Annotated in this window: 23 protein-coding genes; 7 read left to right on the top strand and 16 right to left on the bottom strand. The window is 54.9% G+C overall.

The features are described from left to right. Positions 1-44: 44 nt before the first annotated feature. From glmU to asnC, 14 genes are all read right to left on the bottom strand, one after another. Positions 45-1415, bottom strand: a complete 1371-nt coding sequence (glmU, locus tag KB890_RS14185) for a bifunctional UDP-N-acetylglucosamine diphosphorylase/glucosamine-1-phosphate N-acetyltransferase GlmU (RefSeq protein WP_004181603.1) — start codon at positions 1413-1415, stop codon at positions 45-47. Positions 1416-2111: 696 nt separating this feature from the next. Next, positions 2112-2531, bottom strand: a complete 420-nt coding sequence (locus KB890_RS14180) for a F0F1 ATP synthase subunit epsilon (protein WP_001251971.1) — start codon at positions 2529-2531, stop codon at positions 2112-2114. Between the two features lie 20 nt (positions 2532-2551). Then, entirely contained in the window at positions 2552-3934 is a 1383-nt protein-coding gene (gene atpD / locus KB890_RS14175) for a F0F1 ATP synthase subunit beta (RefSeq protein ID WP_004144997.1), read from the bottom strand. Between the two features lie 26 nt (positions 3935-3960). Then, complete coding sequence (gene atpG / locus KB890_RS14170; RefSeq protein WP_004144996.1) at positions 3961-4824, bottom strand: F0F1 ATP synthase subunit gamma; 864 nt, start codon at positions 4822-4824, stop codon at positions 3961-3963. A gap of 50 nt (positions 4825-4874) precedes the next feature. After that, positions 4875-6416: a F0F1 ATP synthase subunit alpha gene (gene atpA, locus KB890_RS14165; protein WP_004144995.1), complete on the bottom strand. Its 1542-nt coding sequence runs from the start codon at positions 6414-6416 to the stop codon at positions 4875-4877. 12 nt (positions 6417-6428) lie between these two features. Continuing rightward, positions 6429-6962, bottom strand: a complete 534-nt coding sequence (gene atpH, locus KB890_RS14160; protein ID WP_004144994.1) for a F0F1 ATP synthase subunit delta — start codon at positions 6960-6962, stop codon at positions 6429-6431. A 14-nt stretch (positions 6963-6976) separates the two neighbouring features. Then, complete coding sequence (gene atpF / locus KB890_RS14155) at positions 6977-7447, bottom strand: F0F1 ATP synthase subunit B (RefSeq protein WP_004107293.1); 471 nt, start codon at positions 7445-7447, stop codon at positions 6977-6979. A gap of 50 nt (positions 7448-7497) precedes the next feature. Then, positions 7498-7737: a F0F1 ATP synthase subunit C gene (gene atpE, locus KB890_RS14150; RefSeq protein WP_000429386.1), complete on the bottom strand. Its 240-nt coding sequence runs from the start codon at positions 7735-7737 to the stop codon at positions 7498-7500. 49 nt (positions 7738-7786) lie between these two features. Beyond that, positions 7787-8602 carry a F0F1 ATP synthase subunit A gene (gene atpB / locus KB890_RS14145; RefSeq protein WP_004173838.1) on the bottom strand — a complete coding sequence of 272 codons (816 nt, stop codon included), beginning with the start codon at positions 8600-8602 and terminating at the stop codon, positions 7787-7789. 7 nt (positions 8603-8609) lie between these two features. Beyond that, positions 8610-8990: a F0F1 ATP synthase subunit I gene (atpI, locus tag KB890_RS14140; protein WP_004144991.1), complete on the bottom strand. Its 381-nt coding sequence runs from the start codon at positions 8988-8990 to the stop codon at positions 8610-8612. Positions 8991-9606: 616 nt separating this feature from the next. Further along, a complete protein-coding gene (gene rsmG, locus KB890_RS14135) occupies positions 9607-10230 on the bottom strand; it encodes a 16S rRNA (guanine(527)-N(7))-methyltransferase RsmG (RefSeq protein ID WP_004151554.1) in 624 nt (207 codons plus the stop codon). Between the two features lie 115 nt (positions 10231-10345). After that, positions 10346-12235, bottom strand: a complete 1890-nt coding sequence (gene mnmG / locus KB890_RS14130; protein ID WP_004144989.1) for a tRNA uridine-5-carboxymethylaminomethyl(34) synthesis enzyme MnmG — start codon at positions 12233-12235, stop codon at positions 10346-10348. Between the two features lie 381 nt (positions 12236-12616). After that, on the bottom strand, positions 12617-13057 hold the full coding sequence (gene mioC / locus KB890_RS14125) for an FMN-binding protein MioC (protein ID WP_004181604.1): 441 nt from the start codon (positions 13055-13057) through the stop codon (positions 12617-12619). A 99-nt stretch (positions 13058-13156) separates the two neighbouring features. Next, on the bottom strand, positions 13157-13615 hold the full coding sequence (gene asnC, locus KB890_RS14120) for a transcriptional regulator AsnC (RefSeq protein ID WP_002882510.1): 459 nt from the start codon (positions 13613-13615) through the stop codon (positions 13157-13159). 151 nt (positions 13616-13766) lie between these two features. On the opposite strand from asnC, the gene asnA reads away from it, so the two are divergent. Next, on the top strand, positions 13767-14759 hold the full coding sequence (gene asnA, locus KB890_RS14115) for an aspartate--ammonia ligase (protein ID WP_002882514.1): 993 nt from the start codon (positions 13767-13769) through the stop codon (positions 14757-14759). A 3-nt stretch (positions 14760-14762) separates the two neighbouring features. Here asnA and viaA read toward each other — a convergent pair whose 3' ends face one another. Together viaA and ravA are read right to left on the bottom strand one after the other, a co-directional pair. Further along, positions 14763-16211 carry an ATPase RavA stimulator ViaA gene (viaA, locus tag KB890_RS14110; RefSeq protein ID WP_002882517.1) on the bottom strand — a complete coding sequence of 483 codons (1449 nt, stop codon included), beginning with the start codon at positions 16209-16211 and terminating at the stop codon, positions 14763-14765. Further along, positions 16208-17707 carry an ATPase RavA gene (ravA, locus tag KB890_RS14105; RefSeq protein WP_004151555.1) on the bottom strand — a complete coding sequence of 500 codons (1500 nt, stop codon included), beginning with the start codon at positions 17705-17707 and terminating at the stop codon, positions 16208-16210. Before ravA ends, viaA begins: the two co-directional genes overlap by 4 nt. A gap of 217 nt (positions 17708-17924) precedes the next feature. On the opposite strand from ravA, the gene kup reads away from it, so the two are divergent. The 6 genes from kup (at position 17925) to rbsK (ending at position 24836) form a co-directional block, all read left to right on the top strand. Further along, positions 17925-19793: a low affinity potassium transporter Kup gene (kup, locus tag KB890_RS14100; RefSeq protein WP_002882520.1), complete on the top strand. Its 1869-nt coding sequence runs from the start codon at positions 17925-17927 to the stop codon at positions 19791-19793. A 185-nt stretch (positions 19794-19978) separates the two neighbouring features. Beyond that, on the top strand, positions 19979-20398 hold the full coding sequence (gene rbsD / locus KB890_RS14095; protein ID WP_002882527.1) for a D-ribose pyranase: 420 nt from the start codon (positions 19979-19981) through the stop codon (positions 20396-20398). A 10-nt stretch (positions 20399-20408) separates the two neighbouring features. Further along, entirely contained in the window at positions 20409-21914 is a 1506-nt protein-coding gene (gene rbsA, locus KB890_RS14090; protein ID WP_020324519.1) for a ribose ABC transporter ATP-binding protein RbsA, read from the top strand. Between the two features lie 5 nt (positions 21915-21919). Then, positions 21920-22885, top strand: coding sequence for a ribose ABC transporter permease (gene rbsC, locus KB890_RS14085; RefSeq protein ID WP_002882531.1), 966 nt, complete (start codon positions 21920-21922; stop codon positions 22883-22885). A 27-nt stretch (positions 22886-22912) separates the two neighbouring features. Further along, the gene (gene rbsB, locus KB890_RS14080; RefSeq protein WP_002882536.1) at positions 22913-23803 is read left to right on the top strand and encodes a ribose ABC transporter substrate-binding protein RbsB; all 891 of its coding nucleotides are present in this window, start codon (positions 22913-22915) and stop codon (positions 23801-23803) included. Between the two features lie 100 nt (positions 23804-23903). Next, a complete protein-coding gene (gene rbsK / locus KB890_RS14075) occupies positions 23904-24836 on the top strand; it encodes a ribokinase (RefSeq protein WP_004181606.1) in 933 nt (310 codons plus the stop codon). Positions 24837-24838 lie beyond the last annotated feature (2 nt).

The raw sequence follows: 24838 nt of genomic DNA, 5'->3' as shown, positions 1-24838 counted from the left end.
CTCATCCTGGTTCGCCGGGAAAATTTCCCCGGCGATAATCCAAATTATTTCTTCTTCACCGGACGCTGCCAGCCCTGTTTGTGGACCTGCGGTACGCGGCTCAACACCAGCTCGTTATCGGCGATATTGCGCGTGACGGTGGTGCCGGCGGCGATCGTGACGCCGTTGCCTACCGTGACCGGGGCCACCAGCTGGGTATCCGAGCCGACAAAGACATCATCGCCAATAATCGTTTTATGCTTGTTCGCACCATCGTAGTTGCAGGTGATGGTGCCCGCGCCGATATTGACGTTATCGCCAATCTCCGCATCGCCCAGATAGGTCAGATGACCCGCCTTGGAGCCTTTCCCGAGACGCGCTTTTTTCATTTCCACGAAGTTACCAACGTGGGCGCCTTCCAGCAGTTCGGCGCCCGGGCGCAGACGGGCAAATGGACCGATGGTGCAGGCCGCATGCAGCTGGGCATCTTCCACCACGCTGTAGGGGCTAATTTCGCAGTCATCGCCGATGGTGCTGTTTTTGATCACGCAGCCGGCGCCGATTTTCACTCGATCGCCCAGCACCACGTTGCCTTCCAGAATAACGTTAGTATCGATCTCTACATCGCGCCCGTGCTGCAGCGTACCGCGCAGATCGAAACGCGCCGGATCGCGCAGCATCACGCCCGCCAGCAGCAGCTTTTCCGCCTGCTCCGCCTGGTAGACGCGCTCCAGGCGCGCAAGCTGCAGGCGGTTGTTGACGCCTTCGACTTCGCTCAGGCGCTGCGGATGCACTGCGACGATCTGGTGTCCTTCCTGGTGCGCCATGGCGATGATATCGGTGATGTAGTATTCACCCTGAGCGTTGTTATTGGTGAGTTTCGCCAGCCAGCGCTTTAGATCCGCTCCGCCGGCGATCAGGATCCCGGTGTTGATTTCCTGGATCTGGCGCTGGGCCTCGCTGGCATCTTTGTGCTCAACGATGCCCGTCACCTGGCCATTTTCACGGGTAATGCGGCCATAGCCGGTTGGGTCATCCAGCTTCACCGTTAACAGACCAATCCCACCCTGTGGTTTCGCGGCGCGCAGGCGCTGTAGCGTCTCAACGGAGATCAGCGGCACGTCGCCATAGAGCATCAGGATGTCTTCATCATCATTGAAGAATGGCGCCGCCTGCTGCATAGCGTGCCCGGTTCCGAGCTGCTCGGCCTGCAGCACCCAGTTCAGGTTGTCTTCATGCAGAGTCTGACGCAGCAGATCGCCGCCGTGGCCGTATACCAGGTGTACCGCACATGCGCCTAAATCGTTAGCGGCATCAATGACATGCTGCACCATTGGCTTCCCGGCCAGGGTATGAAGCACCTTAGGAAGATCGGAATACATGCGGGTCCCTTTGCCTGCAGCAAGGATAACCACGCTCATCGCACTATTTGACATACTCATCCTGACGGTAGTTAGAACGAAAAGTAAAAGCCTTTCACGTTGAAATTTCTACATATTTTTCATCATAAAACGAGACGTGGAGAAAACGTCCAGGCTCACTGTTTTACCCCATTTTATGACGCTATTTTTAACCACTGCAAATCAGTTTAACGCTGAAAAAGGAGGGCGGGGTGGAGAATCATTAACTATCTCACTGCTTTTGCTGTTTTTTCGCCACCTGAATAAAGCCGCAGCGGCAGGCGTTTATCAGCACCCACAGCGGGAAGAACCAGGATAAATATTCGCCAGTCGCTGGCGGGGGAGGGCGGTAAAGTGATGGATGCTATCCATAAAAAACGAAAGGCCACCTATCAGGTGACCTTCTTTTCCCGGTTTCACATCGCCAGTGTTGTCGTTTTGATGGGCGATACGTCGTGTCAGCGGGCGAGATAGCGCGGAGCTTAGAAGCTCAGGACGCTAAATTTAGCGATGATTTTATGGAACAGTTTCATGATGATTTCCTGACGCAGGTGCAGTTTATAACGCTCTTTTTTGTGATATACATCACACAAAAAGAGTTTACGCCTCATCATTTAACTAATCAATAACAATTAAGGGTGAATGCTGTTTTCACTTCATCCGCTCGTCAGCAGCGGGCAATAAAAAAAGCCAGCCTGGAACCCAGACTGGCTTTTTACGTTCAAGCCGGTGTTACATCGCTTTTTTGGTCAACTCGATAACGCGCAGTTTAGCGATCGCTTTGGCCAGTTCCGCAGACGCCTGAGCGTAATCCACATCGCCGTGAGAGCTCTTAATGTGCTCTTCCGCTTTGCGTTTCGCTTCCAGCGCTCGCGCTTCGTCGAGGTCCTGACCGCGAATTGCGGTATCCGCCAGGACGGTCACGCTGCCAGGCTGCACTTCAAGAATGCCGCCGGACAGATAGATAAACTCTTCATGACCGTGCTGTTTAACGATGCGAATCATACCAGGCTTAATGGCGGTGAGCAGCGGCGCGTGGCCCGGGTAAATACCCAGTTCACCTTCGCTACCCGTTACCTGGATTTTTTCGACCAGACCAGAGAACATTTGTTGCTCTGCGCTGACGACGTCCAGGTGGTAAGTCATTGCCATATCACCCTCCGATTAAGGCGTTAAAGTTTTTTGGCTTTTTCCACGGCTTCGTCGATGGAACCGACCATGTAGAACGCCTGCTCTGGCAGGTGATCGTATTCGCCTTCCATGATGCCTTTAAAGCCACGGATGGTGTCTTTCAGCGCCACGTATTTGCCCGGAGAACCGGTAAAGACTTCTGCCACGAAGAACGGCTGGGACAGGAAGCGCTGGATCTTACGCGCGCGAGCTACCACCAGTTTGTCTTCTTCAGACAGTTCGTCCATACCGAGGATGGCGATAATGTCTTTCAGTTCCTGATAACGCTGCAGGATGGACTGAACGCCACGCGCGGTGTCGTAGTGTTCCTGACCAACAACCAGCGGATCCAGCTGACGGCTGGTGGAATCCAGCGGGTCAACGGCCGGGTAGATACCCAGGGATGCGATCTGACGGCTCAGTACTACGGTTGCATCTAAGTGAGCAAAGGTAGTGGCTGGGGATGGGTCAGTTAAGTCATCCGCCGGTACGTATACCGCCTGTACGGAGGTGATAGAACCGGTTTTGGTGGAGGTGATACGTTCCTGCAGAACGCCCATCTCTTCCGCCAGGGTCGGCTGATAACCTACCGCTGAAGGCATACGACCCAGCAGCGCGGATACTTCAGTACCGGCCAGGGTGTAACGATAGATGTTATCGACGAACAGCAGTACGTCACGACCTTCGTCACGGAATTTCTCAGCCATGGTCAGGCCGGTCAGCGCAACGCGCAGACGGTTTCCCGGCGGCTCGTTCATCTGGCCGTACACCAGGGATACTTTATCGATAACGTTGGAGTCGGTCATTTCGTGGTAGAAGTCGTTACCCTCACGAGTACGCTCACCTACGCCCGCAAACACAGAGTAACCGGAGTGCTCGATCGCGATGTTACGGATCAGCTCCATCATGTTTACAGTTTTACCTACACCCGCACCGCCGAACAGACCAACTTTACCGCCCTTGGCGAACGGACACATCAGGTCGATAACTTTGATGCCGGTTTCCAGCAGTTCCTGAGAGCTGGACAGCTCTTCATAGGACGGTGCCGCGCGGTGGATAGCCCAACGCTCTTCTTCGCCGATGTCGCCTTTCATGTCAACCGGTTGACCCAGTACGTTCATGATACGACCCAGCGTTGCTTTACCTACCGGGACTTCGATCGGGTGCTCGAGGTCTTTTACATCCAGACCGCGGCGCAGACCATCAGAAGAACCCATGGCGATGGTACGTACGATACCGCCGCCCAGCTGCTGCTGAACTTCCAGCACCAGAACTTCATTACCATTCTGTACCTCAAGGGCTTCGTACACGCGTGGTACGGCATCCTGAGGGAACTCGACGTCGACCACGGCGCCGATTACCTGGACAATCTTTCCAGTAGCCATCTTAAATCCTCTACGAAATAACCTGGTTAAACCGCGGCGGCCCCCGAGACGATCTCGGTGAGTTCCTGAGTAATGCTGGCCTGACGAGCTTTGTTGTATACCAACTGCAGCTCTTTAATCAGGCTGCCGCCATTATCGGTCGCGGCTTTCATCGCCACCATACGGGCGGCCTGCTCGCTGGCCAGGTTTTCAACCACGCCCTGATAAACCTGAGATTCGACGTAGCGGCGCAGGAGGGTATCCAGCAGCGCTTTCGGATCGGGCTCATACAGGTAATCCCAGGATTTACGTTTCAGATCAGCATCTTCTGATGCCGGTAACGGCAGCAGCTGAGTGATCGTCGGAACCTGAGACATGGTGTTAATAAATTTGTTGCTGACAACGTACAGCTTGTCCAGACGGCCTTCATCATAGGCCTGCAACATCACTTTTACCGGGCCGATCAGTTCGGACAGGGATGGGTTATCCCCCATACCGGTCACCTGTGCAACCACGTTGCCGCCCACGGAGTTAAAGAAAGAAACGCCCTTAGAGCCGATCATTGCGAGGTCGCACTGAACGCCTTTATCGGACCATGCTTTCATTTCCGCCAGCAGTTTCTTGAACAGGTTAATGTTCAAGCCGCCGCACAGACCACGGTCGGTCGACACCACCAGGTAGCCCACGCGCTTAACGTCGCGTTCTTCCAGGTAAGGGTGCTTATATTCCAGATTACCGTTCGCAAGGTGACCAATCACTTTGCGCATAGTATCTGCGTAAGGACGGCTGGCCGCCATGCGCTCCTGCGATTTACGCATTTTGGAAGCGGCGACCATCTCCATCGCTTTAGTGATCTTTTGCGTGTTCTGGACGCTTGCGATCTTACTACGTATCTCTTTTGCGCCGGCCATGAGCTTCTCCTCAATGCCTTGCGGCCTGCCCTAAGACAGACCGCCAGACGTTACCAGGACTGGGTTGCTTTGAAGGAATCGAGGATGCCTTTCAGCTTGCCTTCGATTTCGTCGTTATAGCCACCGGACTGGTTAATCTCTTGCATCAGCGGAGCGTGATCACGGTCGACGTAAGCCAGCAGAGCGGCTTCGAAGCTACCGATTTTCGCCAGTTCTACATCAGCCAGGTAACCACGTTCTGCTGCGAACAGAACCAGAGACTGCTGCGCGACGGACATCGGCGCATACTGTTTCTGTTTCAGCAGCTCGGTCACTTTCTGACCGTGGTCCAGCTGTTTGCGGGTTGCATCGTCAAGGTCGGATGCAAACTGGGAGAACGCCGCCAGTTCACGATACTGCGCCAGCGCGGTACGGATACCACCGGACAGTTTCTTCATGATCTTGGTCTGCGCTGCACCACCAACACGGGATACGGAGATACCCGGGTTAACCGCAGGACGAATACCGGCGTTAAACAGGTTGGTTTCCAGGAAGATCTGACCATCGGTAATAGAGATTACGTTGGTCGGAACGAATGCGGAAACGTCACCCGCCTGCGTTTCGATAATCGGCAGCGCGGTCAGAGAACCGGTTTTCCCTTTCACTTCACCTTTGGTGAAGGCTTCAACGTATTCGGCGTTAACACGCGCAGCACGCTCCAGCAGACGAGAGTGGAGGTAGAATACGTCGCCCGGGAACGCTTCACGTCCAGGCGGACGACGGAGCAGCAGGGAGATCTGGCGATAAGCAACAGCCTGTTTAGACAGATCATCGTAAACGATCAGCGCATCTTCACCGCGGTCGCGGAAGTATTCGCCCATTGCGCAACCAGCGTATGGCGCCAGGTATTGCAGTGCAGCAGATTCAGATGCAGTCGCTACCACTACGATGGTGTTAGCCAGCGCGCCGTGCTCTTCCAGTTTACGCACCACGTTAGAGATGGTGGACGCTTTCTGACCGATAGCGACATAGACGCACTTGATGCCGGAATCACGCTGGTTGATGATGGCATCGATAGCCAGCGCAGTTTTACCGGTCTGACGGTCGCCGATGATCAGTTCACGCTGACCACGACCGATTGGGATCATGGCGTCAACGGATTTGTAACCGGTCTGTACCGGCTGATCGACGGACTGACGTTCGATTACGCCCGGTGCGATCGCTTCAACGGCGGAGAAACCGTCATTTTCCAGCGGACCTTTACCATCAATTGGCGCGCCCAGGGTGTTAACCACGCGGCCCAGCAGGCCACGGCCTACCGGAACTTCCAGGATACGGCCAGTACATTTCACCTTCATGCCTTCGGCGAGGTCAGCGTACGGACCCATTACCACCGCACCTACGGAGTCGCGCTCCAGGTTCAGTGCGATAGCGTAACGGTTACCCGGCAGGGAGATCATCTCGCCCTGCATACATTCGGCAAGGCCGTGGATGCGGATAACACCGTCACTTACAGAAACAATAGTACCTTCGTTATGAGCTTCGCTCACAACATTGAACTGAGCAATGCGCTGCTTGATCAGTTCGCTGATTTCGGTGGAATTCAGTTGCATGCTCCAGTCCCCTTAAGACTGCAAGACGTCTGCAAGGCGCTCAAGACGGCCGCGTACGCTGCCATCAATGACCATATCACCCGCACGGATGATAATACCTGCCATAACAGACTTATCGATTTTGCAATTCAGCTTAACTTTGCGTGACAGACGTTTTTCCATCGCGCTGACGATCCTGGCAAGCTGTTCATCACTCAGTTGGTTGGCAGATATTACTTCTACCTCTGCGATGGCCTCACTGGCCGCGCGCAGGTGAATGAATTGCTCAAGAACGTCCGGGAGCACCTTCAGACGATTATTTTCCGCCATCACCTTAATCAGGTTCTGGCCATTTTCGTCGAGTTGCTCGCCGCAGATAGCGATAAACGCTTCTGAGAGCGTTTCCGGCGCCAAAGCACCGGAGAGAAGCTCTGCCATTTGGTCGTTTTTGGTCACTTCGGCGGCAAACGCCAGCATATCCTGCCAGCGTTCAACACTGTTGTGTTCGACGGCAAAGTCAAAAGCTGCTTTGGCGTAGGGGCGAGCTACCGTTACAAATTCAGACATCAGCCCCTCCCTCCTTACAGTTCAGCGACAAGTTTATCCACGATGTCGCTGTTAGCAGCTTCATCCACGGAACGTTCGATGATCTTCTCGGCGCCAGCAACAGCCAGGATAGCGACCTGCTTACGCAGCTCCTCGCGTGCACGTTTACGCTCAGCATCAATTTCAGCCTGCGCTTGTGCAACGATTTTGGTGCGTTCCTGTTCTGCTTCAGCTTTAGCTTCGTCCAGAATCTGAGAGCGGCGCTTGTTCGCCTGCTCAATGATTACCTGGGCTTCCGCTTTCGCTTTTTTCAGCTGGTCGGTCGCGTTGGCCTGTGCAAGGTCCAAATCTTTCTTAGCGCGTTCTGCAGAAGCTAAACCGTCAGAAATCTCTTTCTGGCGTTTTTCGATGGCAGCCATTAAAGGCGGCCATACGTATTTCATGCAGAACCATACGAAGATAACAAACGCGATGGCCTGGCCGAGGATTGTTGCGTTCATGTTCACAGCACAATACCTCTTTAATTAACTCTGTGGCTTAGGTTTCTAACAACTTACTACGCGACGGCGAACATCACGTACAGACCCAGACCTACAGCGATCATCGGGATAGCATCCACCAGACCCATAACGATAAAGAACTGAGTACGCAGCAGAGGGATCAGATCCGGCTGACGCGCTGCGCCTTCCAGGAATTTACCTCCGAGGATGCCGATACCGATCGCAGCACCGATTGCCGCCAGACCCATCATCACAGCGGCAGCCATGTACAGCAGATCCATATTCAGGTTTTCCATGACAGTCTCCAGTTTGTTTCAGTTAAAACGTAGTAGTGTTGGTAAAAAATCAATGCTCTTCAGATGCCATCGACAGATAGACAATCGTCAGAACCATGAAGATGAAGGCTTGCAGCGTAATAATCAGGATGTGGAAAATGGCCCAAGGCACATTCAGAACCCACTGTGACCACCACGGCAACAGACCAGCAATCAGAATGAAAATCAGCTCACCGGCATACATGTTGCCGAACAGTCGCAGACCGAGAGAGACCGGTTTGGACAGCAGGCTTACCCCTTCAAGGATTAAGTTGACAGGAATGAACGCCCAGTGATTGAACGGCTGCATGGTCAGTTCTTTAACGAACCCACCAACGCCTTTCATTTTGATGCTGTAGAAAATAATCAGGATGAACACGCCAAGCGCCATCGACAGGGTGATGTTCACGTCGGCAGACGGAACCACGCGCAGTGCAGGCAGGCCGAGTATGTGCTCACCGATCCAAGGTAAGAAATCGATAGGCAAGAGGTCCATCAGGTTCATCAGGAAGACCCAGACGAACACGGTCAGCGCCAGCGGCGCGATAACCTTGCTCTTGCCATGGTACATGTCTTTGACGCTGCCATGGACGAAGCCGATGATCATTTCGATGAAGGTTTGGAATTTCCCTGGTACGCCGCTGGTCGCTTTCTTAGCAACGCTACGGAACATGGCAAGGAACAGCAGACCGAGAACCACCGAGAAGAACATGGAGTCAATGTTGAGCGTCCAGAAGGTGGCTGTGTGGTTGTGCGGATCCACCAGCGAGAATGTACGCAGGTCCAACTGAAGGTTGTTCAGATGGTGTCCTATGTAATCCTGCGGCGTCATATTTTCTGAAGCCATGATGCCTTTACCCTTTGTTGTTAATTACAGCTGGCGCCAGAACTTGTACCACCAGCACCAAAACCCACGTCACGATCAGTGGCAAAAATACCACTTTTAAAACGGCCAGCGCCACCGCCAGAAGGGCGAAGGTCAGCAACACCTTGAAGGCTTCACCGAAGGCGAAGGTCCAGGCCACACGGCCTTTTGCTGGTGTATGCGCCTGATGACGCCAGGCAAAAATTATAAACATCAGATTTGGCAAGACCACTGCCAAACCGCCGCATACAGCGGAAATGCCCCAGAAGGGGTCTTTGAGGCTGAACAGCAGTCCACTTGCCATTACTGCCAGTAACTGAATAAACAGAAGCTTGCGAGCAACGTTTCGACTCAAGAGCGACACTGACATCACGTTTTTACTCCTGCTCCCTTTGAGGTATGTCGCGTGTCGTATAAAACGTCCTTTAAGACGAAGAGTCAAGCATCAAAAAGCGGACAAATTATACGGTGACGCCCCGTGATTTCAAACAATAAGTAGCAAAATAGTGAATAAATGTTTAATTATTTTCCAACGGACAACTTTCCGTGCATTTCAGCGTTCTGTGAGCGGTCATACAAAACTGCAAATAACGAGGAAACACGGCAATTAAAGCGTGCATCAGATCACATAATAAACATTTCAAGCGCCCTTTAATGAATCAAGGACATAAAACACTATTTTTCATGCTTTTGATATTCAAGATAAAAAGTGAGGACATTATCTAAAACAACCTCACATACAATAAAAACCTTTTATTGACATTTATAATAAAAATTTAACATCACTATGCTGTTCATCATTGTCGATTTTTAGCACCCTGATATTTTCAAAGTTGACTATTTTGTCAGTGAATCACTTACACTAAGTTAACTGCAAGAAAAGCCTTAGTAAAAACAAGGTTAAATGCAGCCCGTTAATATCGGGGGACGTCCTTTATTTTTGTAACATGCGCGGGCCACATTTTTTCCACATTTTTTGATAAAAATTAACTCGATTTTGGCTTAATCACCACCAGATGCCGCTCCCCTTCCAACCGAGGAACATGCAGCTCAATCACCTCGACAATGTCATACCCTTCCGGCAGACTTTCCATTTCTTCTTTTTGCGCTAACCCTTTGAGCGCATAGAAGTGACCATTCGCTGCCGGCAGATGATGGCACCAGCTCACCATATCATTAAGCGATGCGAAAGCGCGGCTTATCACGCCATCAAACGGCGGCTCGGCCGGGAAGGCTTCCACGCGGCTCTGCACCGGGGTGACGTTATCCAGCTTCAGCTCGTGCTGCACCTGACGCAGGAAGCGCACGCGCTTGCCAAGGCTGTCCAGCAGGGTGAAATGTGACTCCGGACATACGATGGCCAACGGGATCCCCGGCAACCCCGGGCCCGTACCAACATCGATAAAGCGCGAGCCCTGCAGATAAGGCGCCACGATGATGCTGTCGAGAATATGACGCACCAGCATCTCATTCGGATCGCGAACGGAGGTCAGGTTATAGGCTTTGTTCCACTTATCGAGCAGTCCGACGTAAGCCACCAGCTGATTTTTCTGGTGATCGGTGAGCGAAATACCCGCTTCATCCAGCAGACGAGAAAGTTTGTTGAGCACGGTAAGTACCTTCAAAAAATAATGAGCCCGGAGGCGCTAACGCTTACCGGGCTATGAATGATAAAGGCGAACGCTGATTATGCAACTGGGAAATCAGCGCGGCAGGCAGCCGCAATCAGGCGCTGCGGCGCAGCATCCCCTGCTTTTTCAGCCAAACCAGCAAAATAGAGATCGCCGCCGGGGTGATCCCGGAGATACGTGACGCCTGCCCTATCGACGACGGTTTATGGTCGTTCAGTTTGGCAATCACCTCGTTAGACAGCCCAGTGACCTGGCGGTAGTCGAGGGTCGCTGGCAGCAAGGTATTCTCATTGCGCTGTTGTTTCTCAATCTCATCCTGCTGGCGCGCGATATAGCCCTCATACTTCACCTGGATCTCTACCTGTTCAGCCGCCTGACGATCTTCCAGTCCCGGGGTGAATGGCGAGAGTTGAACCAGCTGTTCGTAGGTCATTTCCGGACGACGCAGCAGATCTTCGCCGCTGGCTTCACGCGACAACGGCGCGGTCAGGTGAGCGTTCACTTCGTTGGCGCTCTCTGCCTGCGGATTCACCCAGGTGGATTTCAGACGCTGGCGTTCACGTTCGATGCTTTCCAGCTTCTCGTTGTAACGTGCCCAGCGTTCGTCATCCACCAGACCCAGCTCGCGCCCCTGTTCGGTCAAACGCAAATCGGCGTTGTCTTCGCGCAGCATCAGACGATATTCAGCGCGGGAAGTAAACATGCGGTACGGTTCTTTGGTACCCAGGGTGCAGAGGTCATCTACCAGCACGCCGAGGTAAGCCTGATCGCGACGCGGCGCCCAGCCCTCTTTTTCCGCAGAGAAGCGGGCGGCGTTAAGTCCGGCCAGCAGCCCCTGAGCCGCCGCCTCTTCATAACCGGTGGTACCGTTGATTTGGCCGGCGAAGAACAGACCCTGAATAAATTTGCTCTCAAGCGTTGGCTTCAGATCGCGCGGGTCGAAGAAATCGTACTCAATAGCGTAGCCTGGACGGACGATCCGCGCATTCTCCATCCCCTGCATCGAGCGGACGATTTGCATTTGCACATCAAACGGTAGGCTGGTGGATATACCGTTCGGATAAATTTCGTTTGAGGTCAGTCCTTCCGGCTCGAGGAAGATCTGATGCTGGTTGCGATCGGCAAAGCGCATGACTTTGTCTTCGATCGACGGGCAATAGCGAGGTCCGATCCCTTCGATCACTCCGGCGTACATAGGACTGCGATCGAGGTTATTGCGGATCACATCGTGGGTTTTCTCGTTAGTGTGGGTGATATAGCACGGTACCTGGCGCGGATGCTGATCCGCGGATCCCATGAACGAGAAGACCGGCATCGGGTTATCGCCATGCTGCTGCGCCAGCACGCTGAAATCGATGGTGCGCGCGTCAATACGCGGCGGAGTACCGGTTTTCAGACGACTTACGCGCAGAGGCAATTCACGCAGACGACGAGACAGCGGGATAGACGGCGGATCGCCGGCGCGGCCGCCGCTGTAGTTGTCCAGACCAATATGGATTTTGCCGTCAAGGAAGGTCCCGACGGTCAGCACTACCGCTTTAGCGCGGAATTTGAGGCCCATCTGGGTGACGGCGCCCACGACGCGATCGTTTTCGACAATCAGATCTTCAACCGCCTGCTGGAAGATCATCAGGTTCGGCTGGTTCTCCAGCGCGGTACGTACTGCCTGACGATAAAGCACGCGGTCAGCCTGGGCGCGGGTGGCGCGCACTGCCGGTCCTTTGCTGGCGTTTAGTATCCTAAACTGAATACCCGCCTGATCGATCGCTTTGGCCATCAAACCGCCGAGCGCATCCACTTCTTTTACCAGGTGTCCTTTCCCAATGCCGCCAATCGCCGGGTTGCAACTCATTTGCCCCAGCGTGTCGATATTGTGTGTCAAAAGCAGGGTTTGTTGACCCATACGCGCTGCGGCCATTGCGGCCTCAGTGCCTGCATGACCCCCGCCAATGATAATGACGTCAAAAGGATCCTGATAAAACATGGTGGTCTGCCTCGCATAAAGCGGTATGAAAATGGATTGAAGCCCGGGCCGTGGATTCTACTCAACTTTCGTCTTTCGAGAAAGACTCCGGGATCCTGAGTATTAAAAAGAAGATCTTTATATAGAGATCTGTTCTATTGTGATCTCTTATTAGGATCGACTCTCTTTGTGGATAAGTCGGATCCGCGAAGTAAGATCAAAAGCTTAAGAAGGATCACTATCTGTGAATGATCGGTGATCCTGGTCCGTATAAGCTGGGATCAGAATGAAGGGTTATGCACAGCTCAAAAACCATACTACGGTTATTCTTTGGATAACTACCGGTTGATCCAAGCTTTTAAGCATGGTTATCCACAGAAGATCGGACGATCTTTACAATTCTCAGAGCAAATTTTTCCAGGATCCCAGCCAGATTTCCGCTGGATCCTCCGGAATTTCGTGTTCAAGGACGTTGATCTTCAGCGTCTCACCGATCTGTTTTGCCCCGCAGGCCTTCAGCGCCGCTTCTAATTTATCGATCGCGCCGCAAAAGGTGTCGTATTCGCGGCTGCCGATCCCTATAGCGCCAAAGCGCACGGCGGAAAGATCGGCCAGCTTCTCCTGCAGCGCGTCATAGAAGGGAACCAGGTTGTCGGGAATGTCGCCGGCGCCATGGGTGGAAGAGATAATTAACCAGATCCCTTGCGCCTGCAGATCGTCCACCAGCGGACCGTGCTGGATTTCAGTGCTATAGCCGGCTTCTTCCAGCTTTTCCGCCAGATGCTCTGCTACATATTCCGCACTGCCCAGGGTGCTGCCGCTGATAAGTGTAATGTCTGCCATAGATCGCCGATCGCCCGCTCAACTGTTCAGAGTGGCGTATTGTACGCTGTGAGCGAGCTGGGATCTACCTGTGGAAAAATGTGGGATTAAAAAAAGCGATCAGGGCTTGATGGTGCGCATGATCGGGTTCTGCAGCACGATCAGAGTTTCAGTGGACTGAATTTCATCGATTGTTTGGATCTTGTTGATAAGTACCTGCTGCAGAGCATCGATGGATTTACACATCACCTTAATAAAGATGCTGTAGTGGCCGGTGGTGTAGTAAGCCTCGGTGACCTCCTCCAGACTTTCCAGGCGGGCGAGGGCGGAGGGATAGTCTTTGGCGCTTTTTAAAATAATGCCGATAAAGCAACCGACGTCGTAGCCCAGCTGCTTGGGGCTGACGTCAATGCGCGCGCCGGTAATGATACCCGCCTGCTTCATCTTTTCGACGCGCACGTGAATGGTGCCCGGGCTGACGCTGAACTGTTTGGCCAGTTCGGCATAGGCGGTACGGGCGTTGGCCATCAGCGCATCAAGAATGCCGCGGTCCAGATTGTCGATCTGATAATTTTCCATATCTTTTTCTTATGAAGTTTGAGGGTTCTTACTATTTTAGCGCCATATTTTAATGAATTAAAAGTTGATGCGCCTTTTTATTGATTGATTATTGTATTGTCGCCCTGTTTTGTTGCTTAATCAATGGCAACAGGACGCAGGAGTCATAAAAATGAAAACCGCATATATCGCAAAACAACGCCAGATCAGTTTCGTTAAATCCCACTTTTCCCGTCAGCTGGAAGAGAAGCTTGGCCTGATTGAAGTCCAGGCGCCAATCTTAAGCCGCGTGGGCGATGGGACGCAGGATAACTTGTCCGGCTGCGAGAAAGCGGTTCAGGTAAAAGTGAAAACACTGCCCGACGCCCAGTTCGAAGTGGTTCATTCGCTGGCGAAGTGGAAGCGTCAAACCCTGGGACAACACGACTTCAGCGCGGGCGAAGGGCTGTACACGCACATGAAAGCCCTTCGCCCCGATGAAGACCGTCTGACGCCTATCCATTCCGTCTATGTGGACCAGTGGGACTGGGAGCGCGTGATGGGGGATGAAGAGCGTCACGTCGGCACCCTGAAGGCAACCGTCGAGGCGATCTACGCCGGGATCAAAGCCACCGAGCTGGCGGTCAGCCAGGAGTTTGGCCTGACGCCGTTCCTGCCGGAACAGATCCATTTTGTTCACAGCCAGGAGCTGCTGAGCCGCTATCCAGAGCTTGATGCCAAAGGTCGTGAGCGGGCTATTGCCAAAGAGCTGGGCGCCGTCTTCTTAATTGGTATCGGCGGCAAACTAGCTGATGGCAAGCGCCACGACGTGCGTGCGCCGGATTATGATGACTGGAGTACTGAGGTTTCTGAAGGTTTTGCCGGCCTGAACGGCGATATCCTGGTGTGGAACCCGGTGCTGGAGGATGCGTTCGAGATCTCCTCGATGGGGATCCGCGTTGACGCCGAGGCGCTAAAGCGCCAGCTGGCGCTGACCGGCGATGAAGATCGCCTGAAACTGGAGTGGCACCAGGCGCTGCTGCGCGGCGAGATGCCGCAGACTATCGGCGGCGGCATTGGCCAGTCTCGTTTGACGATGCTGTTGCTGCAGCTTGACCATATCGGTCAGGTGCAGTGCGGCGTATGGCCAGCGCAGGTTCGCGAAAGCGTTTCCGCGCTGCTGTAACGATTAGCGCCGCCAGCGTCGCAGCAGGCGGCTACGCAGCCCGGTGTCAAAGCGCCAGATATGATCGAAGATGCGCATGATGCCGGGTTTGCCGTGAACCGACATCGCCACCGCGTGAAAACGGTGCTGATGCTTACGCTGTAACTCCCCCACCTGAGCAATCACCTCATCCGGCAACCGTTGGGCAATAAAGTCGGAGATCACCACGGCATCCGCATCCACCCACTGCGGGTTTTGCAAACGTTCAATAATGGCGCGAAAACAGCTGGCCAGATCGGTGCCGCCGCGAAAACGCTGGCTCAGGAAACGGATCGCCTGCTCCAGTCCGCTCTCGCTGGTCAACTCGTAATGCACCACTTCGCTGGAGAACAGCATAATGAAGCAGCGACGGTTATCGGCCAGCGCGATGCGCATCAGGGCCAGACAAAAGGCCTTAGCGCACTGTTCGTTAAAACCGCCCATCGATCCTGACGTATCGACGCAGACAATGAACGGCCCGCGCGGTTGCTCATCAAAATCCTGCCGCGTTACCGGGCGTTCGGTAATTTTCTCGCGCCAGGCATCGCCGTGTAGCCGGTAGGTGAGCAGCTGTTTCTCCACCAGCTTGCGATAAAATTCAAACTCCAGCTCCGTGATGCCAAGCGTCGCCAGCTCCGGCGGCAGCAGGCGTAGAATGTCGTCACTCTGTTGGAGGCCGTCGACCTGTTCAGGCACCGTTGCCGGCTCGCGTACCAGGCTGCGGAAGGTTTCCATCGGCGCATCTTTCTTCGGCACGGATTTCGCTTCCCTTGAACGCCCCAGCTGTTCCGCCAGCTGCAGCAGCTCCGGTTGCTGGTTAAGAAAATCGCCATAGCGCACGATCAGCTGGTAGTCGCCTCGTTTGAGTTCCCCGGCGCTCATATCCCACAGGCGTCCGGCGGCGGTATCATTTTCCGCCAGCACCGGATCGAGCTGACCGCTGAGCGTCATTCGTTCCTGGACCTCACTGAGCAACTGGTCGCGCTCCTCGTCCAGCAGCTGCTGGTTAAGGCTGGTGGCTTGCACCACCAGGCTCAGTCGCCAGCGCTGTAAAAACAGCGTATGGAGCGCCGGGGTAAAGGTGGCATTGTCATCCACCAGCTTCTGCGCCTGGGCGGCAAAAGGGGACTGGAGCTGGTGCAGTTTGCCGAGAATTTGCGGGAGCTGGACGATAAACTGCGAGGTAGAGAGCAGCTGAGCCTGCTGATAGGTTTGCACTTCGGCGTCCAGATCCGGCGGGATGTTAACTTCTTTTAAGCGGGCGCGAACGGCTTCCCGCCAGCGCGGAATATCCGCCGCGATGATGTTTTTCAGGCGGGGAAATTTTTCAAAGAACACCGCCAGCTGAGGAGAGGCCAACAGCGCCAGCAGCATCTCCTCGATCATTCCCTCTTCGCTGACTGCCAGCATGACATTCAGCATATCGAGCGTCATGGCTGCTTCGCCTGTTTAATCTGCGCGCCGACGTCCTGCAGGCTGGCTTCGATTCTTCCCAGCCATTCGACCGGGATAAACAGGCACTTTTGCTGCTCGCTGAAGCGGTTGTGTTGCTGGTGCCACTCATCATCCAGCGCTTCCAGCTGCTGGCGAATTTCCGCCGGCATATTCTCCTGCGCTGCGCTGCCGGGCAGCGCGAGGCGTGAGCCCTGCAGGCTCACATCGCGGACGACCAGATGCTGGCTGGTGTCGACATCCATATTGAGTAGTTGGGCAAAGCCGATCCCGTTGAGCTTACCGCGGATCTCGCCGCCCTTTTCCAGCCAGTTGGCTAACGCCTCGCGTTCAAAAGTAATGTGGATCACTTCCATATCGTGAAGTTTGAGCGGCTGCTGCAGCAGCAGCGTCAGGGTGGTCCCCTGGATCTCCGCCGGCAGTTCATAGTGCGGTTTGCGGCTAAACATCCCGCCAAGGCGGGTGACCTTCAGCGCCGTTTTGTCGCTTTGCTGTTGTTGGATCTGAATGCGTCGCTGCACAATCGCCCCCAACCGCGTCAGCATCGCCTGCTGTTGCCAGGCGTGACAGGTCATGAGCGTTTCCAGCTGCTGCGACATCAGGTTCATACTTTCGACGTTGTGCCACAGACAATCTTTCAGCAGGATAAGGTCAATCGGCGCGATGCTGTCGCGGCCGCTGAAGAAGGCGCTGGCCTGCAGCAGGCGAATAGCCTTTTTCCAGCGGCGATCCGAGACGTAGGGGGCATTTGGCAGGGCGTCCAGCTGCTGGCGGAGCTGGAATATCAGCTCAAACACCGCGTCCGGCAGTTTAATATTGCCGATCTGCTGCTGCCATTGGGTAAATTCCTCGTCGCTCACCTGCAGCGCGCTGGGCACTGGATTGCTGTTTTCATCCTGCTGGCTGACCAGCATCGAACGGAAATTACCTTTATCCTGCACTTTATCAAGCCATAGACGGATCAGCATTCGGTCATACAGCGCTTCCAGGCTGCTGTCGGCTTCCGGGAGTTCGTTCGACGCGGCCACCAGCAGGCGCATTGGGATTTTCTCTTCATGCGCGCCATTGCGGAAGTGACGTTCGTTAATCGCCGTCAGTAGGGTGTTGAGGATAGCCGGACCTGCTTTCCATATTTCATCGAGAAACACGATTTCCGCTTCCGGCAGGTAGCCGGCGGTTAAACGTTCGTAACGGCCTTCATCTTTCAGCGCCTGAATGGACAGTGGCCCAAATACCTCTTCCGGGGTGGAGAAGCGGGTCATCAGGTATTCAAAAGCGCGCGCCTGCTGGAAGGCGAATTTGAGGCGGCGGGCAATCAGGCTTTTGGCGATCCCCGGTGGACCAAGCAAAAAAACGCTCTCGCCGCTGAGCGCCGCCAGCAGGCAGAGGCGTATCGCGTGGCTGCGTTCAAAGAGTCCTTTTTCGAGTGCCGCGCTGAGCCGGGAAATTCTTTCAGCCAGTAAATGTGTTTGAGCCATAATTGAGTTGCGTGCTTTGTCATGTATCGTTATTGGGACGAGTATAGATGTTAGAGCCGGGGCGGTAATAGCCTGAAGAATCGATTTATTTTTTTTGAGCCAGGTTAATATGGTGTCTGTTAGGGGTACGATTTCACAAATAATCGTGCATACTGTGCGCTTTTTGTGGGCCAAGGGACTAGGCACACATTTGTTTTATAAACGAAAAGACTAGTCTATGAGCACTGATAATAAACAATCGTTGCCGGCGTTAACGCTGGCGGCCATCGGCGTGGTGTACGGCGATATCGGTACCAGTCCACTGTATACCCTGCGCGAATGCCTGTCAGGTCAGTTTGGCTTTGGCGTAGAGCGCGATGCCGTTTTTGGCTTTTTGTCGCTGATTTTCTGGCTGTTAATCTTTACCGTATCGATTAAATACATCACCTTCGTGATGCGGGCGGATAACGCCGGGGAAGGCGGGATCTTAACGCTGATGTCGCTGGCCGGACGTAATACTTCGGCCAGAATGACCTCCGTGCTGGTGATCCTCGGCCTTATCGGCGGCAGTTTCTTCTATGGCGAAGTGGTGATTACCCCGGCGATTTCGGTAATGTCGGCGATAGAGGGGTTAGAAATTATCGCCCCGCAGCTCGATACCTGGATTGTCCCTATCTCCATTATCGTGCTCACCCTGCTGTTTGTGATCCAGAAGCACGGGACTGGCATGGTCGGCAAGCTGTTTGCGCCGATTATGCTGATCTGGTTCCTGTTGCTGGCGGTGCTGGGCGCGCGAAGCATTTACGCTAATCCGGAAGTTCTGCAGGCGCTGAACCCCTACTGGGCTGTGCACTTCTTCCTGCAATACAAGACCGTTTCCTTTATTGCGCTTGGCGCGGTGGTGCTGTCGATTACCGGGGTGGAAGCGCTGTACGCCGATATGGGCCACTTCGGCAAACTGCCGATCCGCGTTGCCTGGTTCTCCGTCGTGCTGCCCTCGTTGGTGCTGAACTATTTTGGCCAGGGCGCGCTGCTGCTGAAGCACCCGGAAGCGATTAAAAACCCGTTCTTCCTGCTGGCGCCTGAGTGGGCGCTGATCCCGATGCTGATTATCGCCACGCTGGCGACGGTTATCGCCTCCCAGGCAGTGATTTCCGGGGTCTTCTCCCTGACCCGTCAGGCAGTGCGTCTGGGCTATCTGTCGCCGATGCGCATTATCCATACCTCGGAAATGGAGTCCGGGCAGATTTACATTCCGTTCATTAACTGGCTGCTGTACGTTTCTGTGGTCATCGTTATCGTCAGCTTTGAGCATTCGTCTAACCTGGCGGCGGCGTATGGTATCGCCGTAACGGGCACCATGGTGCTGACCTCCATTCTGTCGGCGACCGTGGCGCGCAAAAACTGGCACTGGAACAAGCTGTTTGTCGGTCTGATGCTGGTGGCCTTCCTGTGCATTGATATTCCGCTGTTCTCGGCGAACCTCGATAAGATTGTCTCCGGCGGCTGGCTACCGTTGTCCCTGGGGATGGTCATGTTTACGGTGATGACGACCTGGAAGAGCGAGCGTTTCCGCCTGCTGCGCCGGATGCACGAGCATGGCAACTCGCTGGAAGCGATGATCTCTTCGCTGGAGAAGTCACCGCCAGTGCGTGTGCCGGGTACTGCGGTGTATATGTCCCGCGCCCTGAACGTGATCCCGTTTGCCCTTCTGCATAACCTGAAGCACAACAAGGTGCTGCATGAGCGAGTGATCCTCCTGACCCTGCGTACCGAAGATGCGCCTTACGTGCATAACGTTCGCCGGGTGCAGATTGAGCAGCTGTCACCGTCCTTCTGGCGGGTGGTGGCCAGCTACGGCTGGCGGGAAACGCCTAACGTTGAAGAGGTGTTCCACCGCTGTGGCCTGGAAGGACTCAGCTGCCGGATGATGGAAACCTCGTTCTTTATGTCGCATGAGTCGCTGATTATCGGCAAACGGCCATGGTATCTGCGCCTGCGCGGCAAGCTTTATCTGCTGCTGCAGCGTAACGCCCTGCGGGCGCCGGATCAGTTTGAGATCCCGCCAAACCGGGTTATCGAGCTCGGTACCCAGGTCGAAATCTGATGTCAAAAAAGCCCTTCCGTTGCGAAGGGCTTTTTGTTTCTCACTCCGGTTGTTATGTCCTGTCGCTGCCTCGCGAAACGTTTCGATGGCGATCACATTTCTCTCTTCTGGTGATGGTTTTCTGCTCACACATTGATAATAATTATTTTAGCGAAACGTTTCGCTAGTGGAGCAAAAGAGAAAAAATGAAAAAAGGCACCGTACTTAACGCTGATATTTCCGCGGTCATTTCCCGCCTGGGCCACACCGATACGCTGGTGGTCTGCGATGCCGGATTACCGGTTCCCCGCAGCAGCACGCGCATTGATATGGCGCTGACTCAGGGCGTACCTTCATTTATGCAGGTGCTGGAAGTGGTGACGACGGAAATGCAGGTTGAAGCGGCTGTCATCGCGGAAGAGATTAAAACCCATAATCCGCAGCTCCACGCGACGTTGCTCACTCACCTCGAGCAGCTGCAGCAGCACCAGGGAAATACCATTGAAATTCGTTACACCAGCCATGAGCAGTTCAAAAAACAAACCGCAGACAGTCAGGCGGTAATTCGCAGCGGGGAGTGTTCCCCGTTTGCGAATATCATTCTCTGTGCCGGCGTCACGTTCTGAGGTCGCCGTCATGGAAGCCTTATTGCAACTGAAAGGGATCGACAAAGCGTTCCCTGGCGTCAAGGCGCTCTCCGGCGCGGCGCTGAATGTCTATGCCGGCCGGGTGATGGCGCTGGTAGGGGAAAATGGCGCCGGCAAGTCCACTATGATGAAGGTGTTGACCGGGATCTACACCCGTGATGCCGGCTCTTTGCTGTGGTTAGGCAAAGAGACGACCTTTAACGGCCCAAAATCCTCCCAGGAAGCCGGGATCGGCATTATCCATCAGGAACTGAACCTGATCCCTCAGTTGACGATCGCCGAGAACATCTTCCTTGGCCGCGAGTTCGTTAACCGTTTTGGCAAAATCGACTGGAAGCTGATGTATGCCGAAGCCGACAAGCTGTTGGCAAAGCTGAATCTCCGCTTTACCAGCCAGAAACTGGTGGGCGATCTATCGATTGGCGATCAGCAAATGGTGGAGATCGCCAAAGTGCTGAGCTTCGAATCGAAAGTCATCATTATGGATGAACCGACCGATGCGCTGACCGATACCGAAACCGAATCGCTGTTCCGCGTCATCCGCGAACTGAAGTCGCAGGGGCGCGGTATCGTCTATATCTCCCACCGTATGAAAGAGATCTTCGAGATTTGCGACGACGTGACGGTCTTTCGTGACGGGCAGTTTATCGCCGAGCGCGAGGTCTCGTCGCTGGATGAGGACCGACTTATCGAGATGATGGTCGGCCGTAAGCTGGAAGACCAATATCCCCACCTCGATAAGGCGCCCGGCGCGGTGCGCCTGAAGGTCGACAACTTCTGCGGCCCGGGGGTGGATAACGTGACCTTTGCCCTGCGCCAGGGGGAGATCCTCGGCGTTGCCGGGCTGATGGGCGCGGGGCGGACCGAACTGATGAAAGTGCTGTACGGCGCGCTGCCGCGCAGCAGCGGTTCCGTGACGCTCGATGGCCGCGAAGTGGTGACCCGTTCGCCGCAGGATGGTCTGGCGAACGGCATTGTCTATATCTCCGAAGACCGTAAGCGCGATGGTCTGGTTCTCGGGATGTCGGTAAAAGAAAACATGTCCCTGACGGCGCTGCGCTATTTCAGCCGGGCGGGCGGTAGTCTTAAGCATAAAGATGAACAGCAGGCGGTGAGTGATTTCATCCGCCTGTTTAACGTGAAAACGCCGTCCATGGAGCAGGCGATCGGCCTGCTCTCCGGCGGCAACCAGCAAAAGGTCGCCATCGCCCGCGGGCTGATGACCCGGCCGAAGGTGCTGATCCTCGATGAACCGACCCGCGGCGTCGACGTCGGGGCGAAGAAAGAGATCTACCAGCTCATCAACCAGTTCAAAGCCGACGGCCTGAGCATCATTCTGGTCTCCTCCGAGATGCCGGAAGTGTTGGGCATGAGCGATCGCATCATAGTGATGCATGAAGGGCATCTCGGCGGTGAATTCACACGCGAGCAGGCCACCCAGGAAGTATTGATGGCTGCCGCTGTGGGCAAGCTTAACCGTGTGAATCAGGAGTAAGAAAGATGACAACCCAGGCTGTTTCTGGTCGCCGCTATTTCACAAAAGCGTGGCTGATGGAGCAAAAATCGCTGATTGCCCTGCTGGTGCTGATCGCGGTGGTATCGACCATGAGCCCCAACTTTTTTACCGTCAATAACCTGTTCAATATTCTGCAGCAAACCTCCGTTAACGCCATTATGGCGGTAGGGATGACGCTGGTCATACTGACCTCGGGGATCGATCTGTCCGTCGGTTCCCTGCTGGCGCTCACCGGTGCGGTGGCAGCGTCGATCGTTGGCATTGAGGTTAATGCGCTGGTGGCGGTCGCGGCTGCCCTCGCATTAGGTGCGGCGATCGGCGCAGTCACCGGGGTGATTGTAGCGAGAGGCCGCGTGCAGGCCTTCATCGCCACCCTGGTGATGATGCTGCTGCTGCGCGGCGTAACCATGGTGTACACCAACGGCAGCCCGATCAATACCGGCTTTAGCGATAATGCCGATCTGTTTGGCTGGTTTGGCATCGGGCGTCCGCTGGGGATCCCGACGCCGGTATGGATCATGGCGATTGTCTTCCTGGCGGCCTGGTACATGCTGCACCATACTCGCCTGGGCCGTTATATTTATGCCCTGGGCGGTAATGAAGCGGCGACGCGTCTGTCCGGGATTAGCGTCAATAAAGTTAAAATTATCGTTTACGCCTTGTGCGGAATGCTGGCTTCGCTGGCCGGGATCATCGAAGTGGCGCGTCTCTCCTCCGCGCAGCCGACGGCGGGGACGGGCTATGAGCTGGACGCCATTGCGGCGGTGGTGCTCGGCGGCACCAGCCTCGCTGGTGGCAAAGGACGCATTGTCGGCACGCTGATTGGTGCGCTGATCCTTGGCTTCCTGAATAATGGTCTTAATCTTTTAGGCGTTTCTTCCTATTACCAGATGATCGTTAAAGCGGTGGTGATTTTGCTGGCGGTACTGGTAGATAACAAAAAGCAGTAACTGAGAACTCTACAGGACATCTTAACTATGAATATGAAAAAACTGGCGACCCTGGTCTCTGCTGTTGCGCTAAGTGCGACCGTTAGCGCGAACGCGATGGCCAAAGACACCATCGCTCTGGTTATCTCTACCCTCAACAACCCGTTCTTCGTGTCGCTGAAAGACGGCGCGCAAAAAGAAGCTGACAAGCTGGGCTACAACCTGGTGGTGCTGGATTCCCAGAACAACCCGGCGAAAGAGCTGGCGAACGTCCAGGATTTAACGGTGCGCGGTACCAAGCTGCTGCTGATCAACCCCACCGACTCTGATGCCGTCGGCAACGCCGTGAAGATGGCGAACCAGGCGAAAATCCCGGTCATCACTCTCGACCGTCAGGCGACAAAAGGCGATGTCGTGAGCCATATCGCCTCTGACAACGTGCAGGGTGGGAAAATGGCTGGCGATTACATCGCGAAAAAAGTGGGTGAAAGTGCAAAAGTCATTGAGCTGCAGGGCATTGCCGGAACTTCTGCGGCGCGCGAGCGTGGCGAAGGCTTTAAACAGGCCGTGGCGGCGCACAAATTCAACGTCCTGGCCAGCCAGCCGGCCGATTTTGACCGCACCAAAGGCCTGAACGTGATGCAGAACCTGCTGACCGCACATCCTGACGTCCAGGCAGTGTTTGCGCAAAATGATGAAATGGCGCTGGGCGCCCTGCGCGCGCTGCAGACCGCAGGCAAGTCCGATGTGATGGTGGTTGGATTTGACGGCACTCCGGATGGCGAAAAAGCAGTAAACAGTGGCAAACTGGCGGCGACCGTCGCACAGTTGCCGGAGCAGATCGGCGCGAAAGGCGTTGAGACTGCTGATAAGGTACTGAAGGGCGAAAAAGTGGAAGCTAACTACCCGGTTGAGCTGAAGCTGGTCGTTAAGCAGTAATATGCGATTCGGACTGGCAACGGTCCGAGGGACAATATAAAAAAAGAAAAGCAGGGCATGCGCCACCGGATCCCGGTGGCGCGCTTTCCCGGGAACAGAAATGATGAAAACTGCAGGCAAACTTGTCGTCCTTGGCAGTATCAATGCCGATCACATTCTTAACCTTGACGCTTTCCCGACGCCGGGCGAAACCGTCACCGGCCACCATTATCAGGTGGCGTTCGGTGGAAAAGGGGCCAACCAGGCGGTGGCCGCCGGGCGCAGCGGAGCGGATATCGCGTTTATCGCCTGCACCGGCGATGACGATATCGGTGAACGCATCCGTCGTCAGCTGGCGAGCGATAAAATCGACGTGGCGCCCGTGCGCGCGGTTGCCGGGGAAGCGACCGGGGTGGCGTTAATTTTCGTTAACGCCGAAGGTGAGAATGTCATCGGTATTCATGCCGGCGCCAATGCGGCGCTTTCCGTCTCCCAGGTTGAGGCGGAAAAAGAGCGTATCGCCAGCGCACAGGCGTTGTTGATGCAGCTGGAGTCGCCGCTGGAGAGCGTCATAGCGGCGGCGAAAATCGCCCATCACCATCACACCACCGTGGTGCTGAACCCCGCGCCAGCGCGTGAACTACCGGATGAACTGCTGGCGCTGGTGGATATTATTACCCCTAACGAAACCGAAGCGGAAAAGCTGACCGGTATTCGCGTTGAGAGTGACGAAGATGCGGCAAAAGCCGCCGACGTGCTGCATGCCAAAGGCATTGGTACGGTGATGATCACCCTCGGCAGCCGCGGCGTCTGGCTCAGTGCCGAAGGCGAAAGCCGCCGGATCCTAGGGTTTCGCGTACAGGCCATTGATACTATCGCGGCCGGTGATACCTTTAACGGCGCGCTGGTGACCGCGCTGCTGGAAGGGACCGCCCTGCCGGAGGCGATTCGCTTTGCGCATGCCGCAGCGGCGATCGCCGTAACCCGCAAAGGCGCTCAGCCGTCCGTGCCGTGGCGCACAGAGATCGATGAATTTTTAGCGCAACAGGGGTAATG

The sequence above is a fragment of the Klebsiella sp. P1954 genome, from assembly GCF_018199955.1.
In the GTDB taxonomy this organism is placed as follows: domain Bacteria; phylum Pseudomonadota; class Gammaproteobacteria; order Enterobacterales; family Enterobacteriaceae; genus Klebsiella; species Klebsiella pneumoniae.
Note: the sequence above shows the minus strand (reverse complement) of the source record. Positions and strands in the feature narration are given on the sequence as shown.

What these genes read in the sequence shown, in the direction of transcription:
- atpE (WP_000429386.1), bottom strand. Translation starts at nt 7,737, where the DNA reads ATGGAAAACCTGAATATGGATCTGCTGTACATGGCTGCCGCTGTGATG.
- rbsK (WP_004181606.1), top strand. Translation starts at nt 23,904, where the DNA reads ATGATGAAAACTGCAGGCAAACTTGTCGTCCTTGGCAGTATCAATGCC.
- kup (WP_002882520.1), top strand. Translation starts at nt 17,925, where the DNA reads ATGAGCACTGATAATAAACAATCGTTGCCGGCGTTAACGCTGGCGGCC.
- viaA (WP_002882517.1), bottom strand. Translation starts at nt 16,211, where the DNA reads ATGACGCTCGATATGCTGAATGTCATGCTGGCAGTCAGCGAAGAGGGA.
- atpB (WP_004173838.1), bottom strand. Translation starts at nt 8,602, where the DNA reads ATGGCTTCAGAAAATATGACGCCGCAGGATTACATAGGACACCATCTG.
- ravA (WP_004151555.1), bottom strand. Translation starts at nt 17,707, where the DNA reads ATGGCTCAAACACATTTACTGGCTGAAAGAATTTCCCGGCTCAGCGCG.
- rbsC (WP_002882531.1), top strand. Translation starts at nt 21,920, where the DNA reads ATGACAACCCAGGCTGTTTCTGGTCGCCGCTATTTCACAAAAGCGTGG.
- KB890_RS14180 (WP_001251971.1), bottom strand. Translation starts at nt 2,531, where the DNA reads ATGGCAATGACTTACCACCTGGACGTCGTCAGCGCAGAGCAACAAATG.
- atpD (WP_004144997.1), bottom strand. Translation starts at nt 3,934, where the DNA reads ATGGCTACTGGAAAGATTGTCCAGGTAATCGGCGCCGTGGTCGACGTC.
- atpA (WP_004144995.1), bottom strand. Translation starts at nt 6,416, where the DNA reads ATGCAACTGAATTCCACCGAAATCAGCGAACTGATCAAGCAGCGCATT.
- mioC (WP_004181604.1), bottom strand. Translation starts at nt 13,057, where the DNA reads ATGGCAGACATTACACTTATCAGCGGCAGCACCCTGGGCAGTGCGGAA.
- rbsA (WP_020324519.1), top strand. Translation starts at nt 20,409, where the DNA reads ATGGAAGCCTTATTGCAACTGAAAGGGATCGACAAAGCGTTCCCTGGC.
- atpG (WP_004144996.1), bottom strand. Translation starts at nt 4,824, where the DNA reads ATGGCCGGCGCAAAAGAGATACGTAGTAAGATCGCAAGCGTCCAGAAC.
- rbsB (WP_002882536.1), top strand. Translation starts at nt 22,913, where the DNA reads ATGAATATGAAAAAACTGGCGACCCTGGTCTCTGCTGTTGCGCTAAGT.
- asnC (WP_002882510.1), bottom strand. Translation starts at nt 13,615, where the DNA reads ATGGAAAATTATCAGATCGACAATCTGGACCGCGGCATTCTTGATGCG.
- atpI (WP_004144991.1), bottom strand. Translation starts at nt 8,990, where the DNA reads ATGTCAGTGTCGCTCTTGAGTCGAAACGTTGCTCGCAAGCTTCTGTTT.
- atpH (WP_004144994.1), bottom strand. Translation starts at nt 6,962, where the DNA reads ATGTCTGAATTTGTAACGGTAGCTCGCCCCTACGCCAAAGCAGCTTTT.
- asnA (WP_002882514.1), top strand. Translation starts at nt 13,767, where the DNA reads ATGAAAACCGCATATATCGCAAAACAACGCCAGATCAGTTTCGTTAAA.
- rbsD (WP_002882527.1), top strand. Translation starts at nt 19,979, where the DNA reads ATGAAAAAAGGCACCGTACTTAACGCTGATATTTCCGCGGTCATTTCC.
- glmU (WP_004181603.1), bottom strand. Translation starts at nt 1,415, where the DNA reads ATGTCAAATAGTGCGATGAGCGTGGTTATCCTTGCTGCAGGCAAAGGG.
- mnmG (WP_004144989.1), bottom strand. Translation starts at nt 12,235, where the DNA reads ATGTTTTATCAGGATCCTTTTGACGTCATTATCATTGGCGGGGGTCAT.